Raw genomic sequence first — 11,423 nt, forward strand, 5'->3', positions numbered from 1 at the left:
AACAAGCGAGGCAGCAGATTCCAGACAGAGCCATCTAGGCGAGAACTCCCTTGATTGGCACAGCGTTTTTCCAATCACGGCGCATCATCGCTTTTCAGGCTAGCGCGGTCCTAAGGTGGGGTTTACCGTGGGAAGGTTCTGACCAGACCCCACGATCCGATGCCCCGCACCGCCACCCGCCGCGCCCGCCAGAATTTGACCGTCAAGGCCATCGAGGCATTGAAGCCCCGTGAGCGGCCCTATCGCATCTCGGATGGCGGGGGGCTGCTGCTGGAGGTCAAGCCCAGCGGCGCCCGCGTGTGGCTGTGCCGGCTGACCGTGGATGGCCGGCGGCGGGACATGGGCCTTGGCGGCTATCCGCTGGTTGGGCTGGCCGCCGCGCGTGAGGCCGCCGAGGAAGCCCGCCGCCTGGTGGTGAAGGGCAAAGACCCGATTGCCCAGCGCGAGGCCGATGCCCAGCAGCGCCGGGCGGAAGCCGCCGCCGCAGCTGCTGCTGCCGCCCGCACCTTCGCCGCCGTGGCGGAGGAATATATCACCAGAACCGCCAGCGGCTGGAAGCACGGCCGCACCGCCGACCTGTGGCGGGGATCGCTCAAGGCCCACGCCATGCCGGTGCTCGGCCCTATGCCGATCGACGCCATCGACCGGGCCGCCGTGCTGCGCGCCGTGGACGATGTGTGGCGCACGCGCGCGGCCACCGGCCGCAAGATCGTGCGGCGCATCGGCGCCATCCTGCGCTATGCCGCTGCTCATGGCTGGCGATCCAACGACAACGCCGCCGACGTCAAGATGCTCCGCAACGCCGGTCTGCCTGTCCTGCCCGGTGGCCGCAAGCAGCCCGCCCTGCCCTGGCGCGCGGTGCCGGCCTTCTACGCGGCCCTGCGCGGCATGGAGGGCGCGGCCCCGCTGGCCCTGCGGCTGCTGGTGTTGACGGCCCTGCGCTCCGGAGAGGTGCGCGGCGCCCGCTGGTCGGAATTCGACCTTTCGGGGGAGATGCCCGTCTGGACCGTCGCCGCCGAACGCATGAAGGGCGGCAAGGGGGCGGAGGTGCGCGCCCACCGCGTGCCGCTGGCGCCCGCCGCGCTGGACGTGCTGGCCGCCGCCTACGCCTTCCAGGCCGGGCACCCGGCGAGGGTGGAGGACCTCCCCCGGCTGGCGCCCCTGCTCGGCGATGCCTTGGTGTTCCCCGGCGGCCGGCGCGTCGCGCCCCTATCCGATATGTCCCTCTCCGCCGTCATGCGCCGGATGAACGCCACGCGGCCCGAGGGCGCCCCGCCGCCCTGGCGTGATCCCGACGGGCGGGAAGCGGTGCCCCATGGCTTCCGCAGCAGCTTCCGGACCTGGACGGATGACACCCGCCCCGGCGACGCGGAGGCCGCCGAGAGGGCGCTGGCCCACCACAACGACACATCCGTGAGTGAGCGTTATCGCAGGTCCGACATGTTCGGCCAGCGCGTGCCGCTCATGGAGGCATGGGCCGCCTGGTGCTCCGGCGCGGCGCCCGTCGAAATCATCCCCATGAAGCGGGAGGCCGCCGCGGGATAGTGATCCGAGCCGGGGCGGCTCCCCCGGCGGCATAGAGGCGACCCCGCAGGCGCTGGAACGCCTGCGGGATCATCGCCTTCAGGCATGGAGAACCGCCATGGCCTTTCAGGCTGCGCGCGAGCATATCGCGCGGGAACAGAATCGCACGCTCGAAATCGAGCTCGTTGCGATTGCGGCGACATGGGCAAAGACCGCCGACGCGTGGCAGGCGCAGATTGAGCGCGACGCCGCGCGGCGACGCCCCACGGGCCGCCGAGCCGCCGCCCTGGCCGCAGAGTTGGCGCGCCTGGAAGAGGCCGCCACCGCCGCCCGGCCGAATGGTCCCGACGATATGCGGGCCTTGGCGTGCATGGTCGCCCGCCGCGTTCAGATCGACGACGGCGACGCCGGGGCAGTCGATACCGCCCGGCTGTTGGACGCGCTGCTGAGCGCCCTTCTGCATCGATAACCCCACGCTTTGCCGCGCGGGGGAGGCGTCTCGGCCCCGGCCGGGATGCACCCTCGCGCGCGGCGAAGATTTTTTGAGGCCCCGCGATTGCGCCGAACGCAAGCGCAGCCGCGCGCAACGCGTTGCAAAAGAAATCAAAACCAATTCGGACGAAACAACAACGATTGCGACAAGCGCAAATCGCTCCGCGTTATCGCTTATTTTCTTGATGAAACTCGGGGATTTTCTCCGTTATCAAATGATCCCGTGTGCAGAGGATTATTCCACGCCATGAATATTTGTCGAGATGAAGCGGCTTCTTCCAAGCCTGCGCCCCTTCTCCTGAGCCTGGCCGAGGCCGGCCGCCTGTTGGGCCTGTCGTCCGCGACGATCCGGCGGCGGATCAATGATGGCTCGTTGACCTCGGTGCAGATCGGCGGCCGGCGCCTGGTCCACGCCGCCGCGGTGGAGAAGCTGGCGCGCGGGGGCACCGCCGAATGAGCGGCAAGCGGATGGACTGGACCGCCCGCCGCGAGGCCGAGCGCCAGCGCCGCGCAGCCCAGACCGAGCCCGCGCGGATCGCGGCCCGCCCCCTGGCACCCGGCACCGGGTGGTCGGCGCTGATGCAGACGATTGACCGCGAGGAAGCCCGGCAGGGCGGCGGGGCGAAGAGGCGGCGCTGATGCCCCGCCCCGCCCCTCGCCGCACCCTACCGCGCCTTTTGGCACCCGGCGAGGGCGAGCCCCGCCTGATCCTGCGCGAAATCGGCCGCCTGACGCCCGGCGCGTGCGGCGAGGCGCGCCCCTGCCTGCGCGGCACGATCGGCGGGCGGGCGGTGGTGGTGCTGCCCCTCGCCCGCCCCGACCGCAATGGCGCCACGCATCGCGCGATGGAGGCTTGCCCCGCCGCGCCCACCGCCACGGCGCCCGCCAAGGACCTTTGACCCGTGACCGCTGCCGCCCCCCATTCCGCCCCCGGCGGAGCCGTTCCGCCGGGCAACGCTGCGGCGGCGGGCCGCCTGGACCCCGGCGCCCTGCACGAACGGGCGACGCGCTACCGCGTCCGGCTGGAAGCGCGGTTGCCCCACCAGATTTGCCCGCCAGATCGCCCGCCGCCCTCGCTGCTGGCCCGCGTGCTCGGGCTGGTGGTGGATGAGGTGGCGCCGGCTTCTGATGGCCGGCTGATCCTGCACCGCGCCGGCCTGCCGCCCGTGCTGCTGGATGCCGCCACGCTGCGGTGGCGATGCGCCGCCGGCCACGCCGAGGGCGTCGGGTTGGCCGAGGCGGTTGCATGGCTGACCGACAAGCCCACCCTGACCGCCGCCGCGTTGTGCTCGCTGGCCTGCCGCACCTGGGGGGAGGCGCGCTGATGGACGGATTACCGCCCCATACCACCGCCGCCGCCGCCACCGCCGCCGCGTTCGCCCGCGACCGCGCAGAGACGGCGGCCAGGGCCGCCGCCCCCGATCCGACCCGCCGGCCGCTCCGCCTGCTGCTGCCCGATGACCTGGCCGTGCTGCCACCCCGGCAGCACCTGCTGGCCGGCCTGCTCGGGCGCGGCGAACTGTCCGTGATCTGGGGTGCGGCGAAAACCGGGAAATCTTTCCTGGCGATGCGTCTGGCTTACGGGCTGGCTTGCGGCATCGGCATGTGGGGGCGCGCCGCTGCCCGCTGCCGGGCGCTCTACGTCGCCGCCGAAGGTGCTGGTGGGCTCCGCAACCGGGTGGCGGCCCTGCGCGCCGAGATGGGCGATGCCGGCGGGAACTTCGCCATGGTCGCGCAGCCCATCACCATTGGCCCGCCCTGCCTTGACCTGGCCGCGCTGGTCGCCGCCGCGCGTGGCTTCAAGGCTGATCTCATCGTTCTGGACACGCTGGCCCGGACCTTTGGCGAGGGCGACGAAAATTCCGCGCGCGATATGGCGGCCTTCGTTGCGGCGCTGGACCACCTGCGCGTGGAGACGGGGGCGCATGTGCTGGTCATCCACCACGGCGCCAAGTCTGCCGAGGCCACCTCGCCCCGCGGCTCCGGCGCCCTGGTCGGTGCGGCCGATCTGGTCGCGAGGGTGGAGCGCGGGGCCGATGGCGCGCCGCATCTGGCAACCGTGACCGACGCCAAGGACGATGAAGGCGGCGCGGCCCTGCCCTTCCGGCTGCGGCGCATCGACTTGCCCCCCGATGCGGATGGCGCCCCGCGCGCCTCGCTGGTGGCGGAGGAGGCGCAGGAGGTGGGGGCCGCCTCGGGCAGCCGCAACACGCGCGAGGACAAGATCACGCCACAGCAGGCAACGCTCGTGCAGACGCTCCGCAACCTAGTCATTGAGGGCGCCGGAAGCCCGGTTTCGCCCCTGCCGGGGATGCCAAAAGTGGAGGCCGTTGCGCGGCAAGTGCTCCGGGAAAGGCTCATTTTGGCCGGTTTCTTCCCCGAGAGCCAACTCCCCAGCGAACTCCCCAGTAAATCCGGCCTGACGGATGCGGGTTACAAGACCGAGAACAGGGCCTTGGAGCGCTTGAAAGAAAAGGGAATTCTCGGTTTCAGTCGTGATCTGGTGTGGGTGCTCTAAGCCATGAACTCCCCACCACTCCCCAACTCACTCCCCAAGCGCCGGGGAGTTTACTCCCCAACTCCCCAAACTCCCCACGCCCCTTTAGGGGCGGGGAGTTGGGGAGTGAGGAGTAACCCCCTCCCTCGGCGGGGAGCAGGAGAGGCGGAAAAGCCCCCTCTCCCCCGCCCGCTTGCCGCAGCCATCGCGGCGGCGGCTCGGGCGGGTGTGGCACGCACTCCCCCAACCTCACGCGCCCTCCTGCTCATGGCTGCGGGGGTTCCGTTTCACGTCAGGCTGAAAGGCCAAAAGATGCCTCGTGTTCGAAAAATCGACCGAGCGGCGGCTGAGGCCGCCTTTCGCGCTGGTGCCAGCCTTGGGGCGATCGCCCGGGCGCAGGGAGTGACCCGGCAGGCGGTGGCGGGGCTGGTGCGGGAACTGGGCTGGACGCGAGACCCGGAAGCCCAGCGCCTGGCCGAGACGGAGACGGGCAAGCGGCTACTGTCCCCGCAGACCCCGGCGGATCGGCGGCTGGCGGCGACCGGGAAGCGAAGCTTCCTTTCGATGCAGAAAATCGTTGCCACCATCGCCGCCGGCGGCACGCGGACGATGGCGGCAGCCGCGGCGGGCATCAGCGGCGAGTTGCTGCGGCAATGGCTGATCGAGGATCCGGGCTTCCTGCGCGAGGTGGAGGCGGCCGAGGCGCAGAAGGGCCTTCGGCGGGTGGCGCGACTGGAAGCTGCGGGCGCGCGGGGCGACACGGGGGCGGATCGCTTCTTGCTGACCACCGACCCAAGCAGCCGGACGGAATGGGGGCAGGCGCAGACCGGGCAGGGCGGGACTGCTGGCGGGATCACCATCCAGCTTGTGCTACCGGGTGAGGCCGCGGCGCTGCTGGATGCCACCCGGACGAAACCGACGATCGAAGGCGACCGAGACTGAGGCCCGCGACGGGTCAGGGAGCTCCCCCCTGAAACGGCTTCCGGCCAAACCGTCCCCATGGTCTCGCCTGCCCATGACGCCGGTGGGGCAACAGCGGATGGCTCAAGGCCCGTGCGGTAGCTCAAACCTAGGCAGCCAGCCCCCCATTCGCAAAGGAAATTGGCCACATGCCGCAACTCCCGACCTATACCAGCCGCGCGCCGCTTGATGGCGGGGTGCGGCCCGCGCAGGTGAACCCCGGCGTGGCCGGCGTCGGCGCTGACGCGCTGGCCCAGGGCTTTGAGCAGGTGGGGCGCAGCGGGCGATAGACAGGCCGCGCGCAGGGCATCGCCAGAAAAGCCCCTCAGACGCCCGCCAGAGGCTTTTCTGGCTTGGCCGCCGCACCCCTACATCCCACCCCTAAACAGCCCAGCCAGCGCCAAGCGGCGGCGGTTTCTGGCCAGGGTCCGCAGGCACCCCGTGCCCATCATCGCGGCCAGGAAAAAAATCTGGCGGGCGGGACAGCCGGCAACGGTCGAAGGGGGCGGGGATTTACGCGGACCCCCGCCAATCCAAAAATAACGCCCTCGAAAAACCCCCCACCCCGGCCCCCACCCCCCTGTTTTTTTTCCGCGTCTCGGCATTGGGCAGGCCATGCGCGGCCTGCCAGGACGGGCGGCGCTGGGCTGATCGCCTACAGGATGGGCTGATGGGCGCGCTCTTCCTGGCCGGGCTGGCCGGCGGGGTGACGCATTGCGCCGGCATGTGCGCGCCCTTCGTGCTGGCCAGACGGCAGACGGGGCGGAGCGCGGCATGGGCGGCCCCTTCCTGGCGCGGCTCGCCGGGGCGGCGCTGCTGGCCGGGCTGCTGGCCCTGGCGGCGCTGCTGATGCTGGGGCATGCCTCGGCGCGGCTGGCCGTCTCGCCCGGCAGGCTGCGCTGGCCGGGCTGGCTACCGCATCCGCGCCGGCTGGCGGTGGCGACGCGGCGGGCCTCCGCCCTGCTGGCGGCTGGCGCGAGGGCGGACTTGGGCTGGCAGGCGATGCGACAGGCGGCGCGCCCCCTTGCCACCAGCTTGCCGGGCGGGAAGGATGGGAAGCGGAGCGGCGCACCAATGGCAGGATACCACCGCGAACCGGCGCGTTGTTCCTGGCGAGTCGCTGTGTGGGTTCTGCGGTGGGGTCTGACGCTGGGAGGCTTTCGGATGCTGAGCCTTTTCAAGGCGATGCATCCGAGCCTTGGCGTCCCCTAGGGGATTCGAACCCCTGTTACCGCCGTGAGAGGGCGGTGTCCTAGGCCTCTAGACGAAGGGGACTGGAGGCGTCGTGTGAGGGGGCTTTTATCGGCGGGGCCGGGGCTAATCAAGGGGCTGATTTCATATTTCCGCCACCGGAATGCTTTTTAAGCCGCCCGCCCTGCCGCCCCTCCCGGCAGGCCTCGCTGCAATAGCGGACTTCGTCCCACACGCGCGCCCATTTCTTCCGCCATGCGAAGGGGCGGCCACAGGCGGCGCAATCCTTCTCGGGCAGATGCGGTTTGCGATTTTTTTTCAGGCTGCCGCCGTCTCCCGTCCCGGTGGGACGCTGAACTGAAAAAGGTTTTTTGGTTCTTTTTTCCAAAAAAGAACGCTTTTTCTCCTCCTCATTCCCCCAGGCGGATCTCGCCCGAAATCTTCCCCGCCTGCGGGTCCACCAGCAGGATGCGCGCGCCATCCGGGCGCTCCACCCACACGGCCAGGCGGCCCTCCAGCGGCGCGATCTGGCCGATGCGCGTGCCCGGCGGCTGCCGCAGCGCCAGTTCCGTGCTAACCCCGGCGGCGACCCCGCGCGCCGCGCTGTTCATGCGCTGCACCAGCAGCACCACCAGCGCCACCGTGCCGGCAATGATCATCACCCCCATCAGGCCAACCAGAAACTTGAGCGCGCGCACCGACACCCCCCAGACCACCAGCGGACAACCCACCGGCACCACGCCGGAAGGCCCCTTCACCCTCACCGCCGGGCCGGCCGATGCGGGCAACCGCCTCGACCGCTTCCTGGCGGCGGGGATAGGCACGCTGTCGCGCTCGCGCGTCAAGGCGCTGATCGAAGCCGGGCATGTCCGCCGCGACGGCCAGCCCGCCACCGACCCTTCCGAGGCCATCCGCCCCGGCGCCACCTATGTCCTGGCCCCCCCCGCCGCCGCCCCGGCCACGCCCCAGGCGCAGGACATCCCCCTCACCGTGCTGTTCGAGGACCGCCACCTGATCGTGCTGGACAAGCCGGCCGGGCTGGTCGTCCACCCCGCGCCGGGCAACCAGGACGGCACCCTGGTCAATGCCCTGCTCGCCCATGCGGGGGAGGAGCTGACGGGCATCGGCGGCGAGAGGCGCCCGGGCATCGTCCACCGGCTGGACAAGGACACCTCCGGCGTCATGGTCGTGGCCAAGAGCGAGGTGGCCCACACCACCCTCTCCGCCGCCTTCGCCAGCCGCGACCTGGAGCGCGCCTATCTGGCGCTGGCCTGGGGCCTGCCCAGCCCCGCCGCGGGCGAAGTGGACGCCGATATCGGCCGCCACCCGACGGACCGCAAACGCATGGCCGTCGTCACCCGCAACGGCAAGCACGCCCTGACGCGCTACAGCACCGAGCGCGCCTTCGGCACCAGTTGCGCCCTGTTACGCTGCCGCCTCGCGACGGGGCGGACGCACCAGATTCGCGTGCACCTGTCGCATATCGGCCATCCGCTGGTGGGGGACCCGGTCTATCTGCGCCGCCTCCCCGCCGCCGCGCGCGGCCTGCCCGAGGCGGCGCGCGATGCCCTGCTGGCCTTCCCGCGCCAGGCCCTGCATGCGGAAACCCTTGGTTTTCATCATCCGGTGACGGGGGCGATGCTACGCTTCCACGCGCCGCTGCCGCCGGACATGCAGGCCCTCCTCACATTACTGGATGGTAACCCGGGGTAACCCGACTATTACAGTCGGGATTTTCTTGCGCAACCGCGCGCGGAGAGGTAGCGTTCCCCTGTCGCCAACGCCGGGTGCCACCACCATGGCGCGGCCGCCGGGCCTGGGCCCCTCCTGTGAACGGGGACCAGGGCGGCGCGTCAGGGCCCGTGCGGAGGGGCGACCCGGAACTTGAGCCGGGGATCGCCGTCACAGGGGCTCCCGGCCGGTGCAGGAGGCAATTGCAGTATGGCTGCCACGACCTCGTCGATGATCCCGATCGCCCCTGAGGGCAATCTCTCCCGCTACCTGCAGGAGATCCGTAAGTTCCCCATGCTGTCGCCGGAGGAAGAACTCCGCCTGGCGAAGGAATGGAAGGAGCAGGGAAACCAGCAGGCCGCGCATCGCCTCGTTACCTCCCACCTGCGCCTCGTCGCCAAGATCGCCATGGGCTACCGCGGCTACGGCCTGCCCGTGGGCGAGCTGATCAGCGAGGGCAATGTCGGGATGATGCAGGCGGTCCGCCGTTTCGACCCCGACCGTGGCTTCCGTCTGGCCACATATGCCATGTGGTGGATCCGCGCCGCGATCCAAGAGTACATCCTGCATTCCTGGTCGCTCGTGAAGATGGGCACCACCGCCGCGCAGAAGAAGCTGTTCTTCAACCTGCGCCGGCTGAAGGGCCAGATGGCCGCCCTGGAGGAGGGCGACCTCCAGCCCGAGCAGGTGGAGAAGATCGCCCGCGTCCTCCAGGTGCCGGAACAGGACGTCGTCTCCATGAACCGGCGCCTCGCCTCGCCCGACAACTCGCTGAACGCGCCCGTCCGCGCCGACAGCGAGGGCGAGTGGCAGGACTGGCTGGTGGATGAAAGCGAGAGCCAGGAAACCGAGATCGCCGAACGGCAGGACATGTCCAACCGCCGCCAGCTTCTCGGCGCCGCGCTGAAGACGCTGAACGAGCGGGAACGCCACATCCTGATCGAGCGCCGCCTGAAGGACGAGCCGACCACGCTGGAAGAACTCTCGCAGCAGTACAACATCAGCCGCGAGCGCGTCCGCCAGATCGAGGTCCGCGCCTTCGAGAAGCTCCAGAAGAGCATGAAGACGCAGATCATGGAGCGCCGGCTGGCGGTGGACTGAAAAAGTCCGACAAAAAAGCCCGGGGGAATGAATTCCCCCGGACCCCCATCTTTTTTCTTTCAGGCTGCCGCCGTCTCCCGTCCAGGCGGGACGCCAAACTGACGGCGGGGTCCGGGGTGGCCCTGCCACCCCGGCGGGGGCCAGGGGGCAGAGCCCCCTGACACGTCACCCCGCGAAGGGATCGCTCACCAGAATGGTGTCGTCGCGCTCCGGCGAGGTGGAGAGCAGCGTCACCGGCGCTTCCACCAGTTCCTCGATCCGCTTCACATACTTGATCGCCGTGGCCGGCAGTTCGGCCCAGGAGCGCGCGCCCTGGGTGGACTGGCTCCAGCCTTCCAGCGTCTCATAGATCGGCTCCGCCTTCGCCTGGGCGGCGGCGGCGGCGGGGAGGCGCTTCACCACCTCGCCATCGATCCGGTAGCCGGTGCAGATCTTCAGCTCGGAGAGGCCGTCCAGCACATCGAGCTTGGTCAGGGCCAGGCCCTGGATGCCGCCCACCTTCACCGCCTGGCGCACCAGGCAGGCATCGAACCAGCCGCAGCGGCGCGGCCGGCCGGTGACGGTGCCGAATTCGCGGCCCCGCTCGCCCAGGCGCTTGCCGATCTCGTCGAACAGCTCGGTCGGGAAGGGGCCGGAGCCGACGCGGGTGGTGTAGGCCTTGGCGATGCCCAGCACCATGCCGACGCTGTGCGGGCCGATGCCCGCGCCCGCCGCCGCGTTGCCCGCCACCGTGTTGGAGGAGGTGACGAAGGGATAGGTGCCGTGGTCCACATCCAGCATCACCGCCTGCGCGCCCTCGAAGAGCACGCGCCGGCCGGCGATGCGGGCCTCGTCGAGGCGCTCCCACACCGCCTCGGCATAGGGCAGCAGCTTGGGCGCCAGGGCCAGCAGCTTGTCCAGCAGGTCCTGCTTCTCGAAGGTCTCGGCGCCGAGGCCCTTCAGCAGGGTGTTGTGGTGCAGCAGCAGCTCGTCGAGCTTGGCCGAGAGGGTCTCCGGCTCGGCGAGGTCACAGAGGCGGATGGCGCGGCGGGCCACCTTGTCCTCATAGGCCGGGCCGATGCCGCGGCCGGTGGTGCCGATCTTGGCGGCGCCACGGGCCTCCTCGCGCGCCTTGTCGATCGCCGGATGCAGCGGCAGGATCAGCGGCGTGTTCTCGGCGATGCGCAGATTGTGCGGGCCGACATCAAGGCCCTGCCCGCGCACGCGGGAAATCTCGGAGAGCAGGGCGTCGGGGTCGAGCACCACGCCATTGCCGATGACGCCGAGCTTGCCGCGCACCACGCCGGAGGGCAGCAGCGACAGCTTGTAGGTCTGGTTCCCCACCACCAGGGTATGGCCGGCATTGTGGCCACCCTGGAAGCGGACGACGACATCCGCCCGGCTGGCCAGCCAGTCAACGACCTTGCCCTTGCCTTCGTCGCCCCACTGGGCGCCGATCACGGCGACATTGGCCATGGCTACGCGATCTCCTCGATGGGCGCGGCGTCCTGGCCGCGCAGGATGTGGCCGCAGCGCAGCCGCTGCGGCGTGTCGGCGGATGAAAGGGCCGCCACCGTGATAAAACCTTGTTCGCGCAGCCGCGCCGCCGCCGCCGGGTCCGTGCCCCGCGGCAGGAAGACGCGCGGGCGGGCCACCGGGGCGGCGGCCGCGCGGCGCAGCGCGTCGGGATAGAGGGTCATGCCGGTCGCCGGTTCCTCGCCGCTGCGGTAGCGGCCGCCGCGCGCCAGCTCCCCGGTGGCGCCGGGGCCGTAGAGGGTGAAGGCCACCCCCACATGATAATGCAGGCCGCGGAACTCCACCGGGTCCAGCGTGATGCGCAGCCCCGGCGCGCGGGCGCGGATGGCGGCGATGACGGCGGCGGCATTGTCGGCGATGGCGCGGGCGGCGGGCGGCAGGTCGGCGGCGGCCAGGGCGGCCAGCGCGCCAT

General features: G+C 70.8%; 17 protein-coding genes and 1 tRNA gene. 13 read left to right on the top strand and 5 right to left on the bottom strand.

The features are described from left to right. Positions 1 to 159: 159 nt before the first annotated feature. From NON00_RS16400 to NON00_RS16450, 11 genes are all read left to right on the top strand, one after another. Positions 160 to 1,545, top strand: a complete 1,386-nt coding sequence (locus NON00_RS16400) for a site-specific integrase (protein WP_256023113.1) — start codon at positions 160 to 162, stop codon at positions 1,543 to 1,545. Between the two features lie 97 nt (positions 1,546 to 1,642). Beyond that, positions 1,643 to 1,993, top strand: coding sequence for a hypothetical protein (locus NON00_RS16405; protein ID WP_256023116.1), 351 nt, complete (start codon positions 1,643 to 1,645; stop codon positions 1,991 to 1,993). 87 nt (positions 1,994 to 2,080) lie between these two features. After that, the gene (locus NON00_RS16410) at positions 2,081 to 2,473 is read left to right on the top strand and encodes a helix-turn-helix domain-containing protein (RefSeq protein WP_256023119.1); all 393 of its coding nucleotides are present in this window, start codon (positions 2,081 to 2,083) and stop codon (positions 2,471 to 2,473) included. Then, the gene (locus NON00_RS16415; RefSeq protein WP_256023121.1) at positions 2,470 to 2,655 is read left to right on the top strand and encodes a hypothetical protein; all 186 of its coding nucleotides are present in this window, start codon (positions 2,470 to 2,472) and stop codon (positions 2,653 to 2,655) included. The genes NON00_RS16410 and NON00_RS16415 overlap by 4 nt, the downstream gene beginning before the upstream one ends. Continuing rightward, complete coding sequence (locus NON00_RS16420; protein WP_256023124.1) at positions 2,655 to 2,915, top strand: hypothetical protein; 261 nt, start codon at positions 2,655 to 2,657, stop codon at positions 2,913 to 2,915. Before NON00_RS16415 ends, NON00_RS16420 begins: the two co-directional genes overlap by 1 nt. 3 nt (positions 2,916 to 2,918) lie before the next feature. Continuing rightward, on the top strand, positions 2,919 to 3,341 hold the full coding sequence (locus NON00_RS16425; protein WP_256023126.1) for a hypothetical protein: 423 nt from the start codon (positions 2,919 to 2,921) through the stop codon (positions 3,339 to 3,341). Beyond that, positions 3,341 to 4,534: an AAA family ATPase gene (locus NON00_RS16430; RefSeq protein WP_256023129.1), complete on the top strand. Its 1,194-nt coding sequence runs from the start codon at positions 3,341 to 3,343 to the stop codon at positions 4,532 to 4,534. The genes NON00_RS16425 and NON00_RS16430 overlap by 1 nt, the downstream gene beginning before the upstream one ends. A 291-nt stretch (positions 4,535 to 4,825) precedes the next feature. Beyond that, positions 4,826 to 5,455, top strand: a complete 630-nt coding sequence (locus NON00_RS16435; RefSeq protein ID WP_256023132.1) for a hypothetical protein — start codon at positions 4,826 to 4,828, stop codon at positions 5,453 to 5,455. 167 nt (positions 5,456 to 5,622) lie between these two features. After that, positions 5,623 to 5,763, top strand: coding sequence for a hypothetical protein (locus NON00_RS16440; protein ID WP_256023134.1), 141 nt, complete (start codon positions 5,623 to 5,625; stop codon positions 5,761 to 5,763). Positions 5,764 to 6,143: 380 nt separating this feature from the next. After that, a complete protein-coding gene (locus NON00_RS16445) occupies positions 6,144 to 6,323 on the top strand; it encodes a sulfite exporter TauE/SafE family protein (RefSeq protein WP_256023136.1) in 180 nt (59 codons plus the stop codon). After that, positions 6,248 to 6,685 carry a hypothetical protein gene (locus NON00_RS16450; RefSeq protein ID WP_256023139.1) on the top strand — a complete coding sequence of 146 codons (438 nt, stop codon included), beginning with the start codon at positions 6,248 to 6,250 and terminating at the stop codon, positions 6,683 to 6,685. Before NON00_RS16445 ends, NON00_RS16450 begins: the two co-directional genes overlap by 76 nt. On the opposite strand, the gene NON00_RS16455 is transcribed toward NON00_RS16450, so the two are convergent. The 3 genes from NON00_RS16455 to NON00_RS16465 form a co-directional block, all read right to left on the bottom strand. Further along, positions 6,673 to 6,748, bottom strand: a tRNA-Glu gene (locus NON00_RS16455). The two genes, NON00_RS16450 and NON00_RS16455, sit on opposite strands and share 13 nt — an antisense overlap. A gap of 46 nt (positions 6,749 to 6,794) precedes the next feature. Further along, positions 6,795 to 7,145 (bottom strand): DUF2256 domain-containing protein, encoded by a 351-nt coding sequence (locus NON00_RS16460; protein WP_256023141.1) that lies wholly within the window; start codon positions 7,143 to 7,145, stop codon positions 6,795 to 6,797. Further along, complete coding sequence (locus NON00_RS16465; RefSeq protein ID WP_256023155.1) at positions 7,075 to 7,323, bottom strand: hypothetical protein; 249 nt, start codon at positions 7,321 to 7,323, stop codon at positions 7,075 to 7,077. Before NON00_RS16465 ends, NON00_RS16460 begins: the two co-directional genes overlap by 71 nt. Before the next feature lie 25 nt (positions 7,324 to 7,348). Here NON00_RS16465 and NON00_RS16470 point away from each other — a divergent pair, with 25 nt between their 5' ends. After that, a complete protein-coding gene (locus NON00_RS16470) occupies positions 7,349 to 8,377 on the top strand; it encodes an RluA family pseudouridine synthase (protein WP_256023144.1) in 1,029 nt (342 codons plus the stop codon). 228 nt (positions 8,378 to 8,605) lie between these two features. Then, on the top strand, positions 8,606 to 9,496 hold the full coding sequence (gene rpoH, locus NON00_RS16475; RefSeq protein WP_256023146.1) for an RNA polymerase sigma factor RpoH: 891 nt from the start codon (positions 8,606 to 8,608) through the stop codon (positions 9,494 to 9,496). Positions 9,497 to 9,661: 165 nt separating this feature from the next. Here rpoH and NON00_RS16480 read toward each other — a convergent pair whose 3' ends face one another. Beyond that, complete coding sequence (locus tag NON00_RS16480) at positions 9,662 to 10,951, bottom strand: adenylosuccinate synthase (protein WP_256023149.1); 1,290 nt, start codon at positions 10,949 to 10,951, stop codon at positions 9,662 to 9,664. Positions 10,952 to 10,953: 2 nt separating this feature from the next. Next, the coding region (locus NON00_RS16485; protein ID WP_256023151.1) for an ATP phosphoribosyltransferase regulatory subunit at positions 10,954 to 11,423 on the bottom strand (470 nt) is incomplete at its 5' end.

The organism is Roseomonas sp. GC11 (genome assembly GCF_024437745.1).
GTDB lineage: Bacteria > Pseudomonadota > Alphaproteobacteria > Acetobacterales > Acetobacteraceae > Pseudoroseomonas.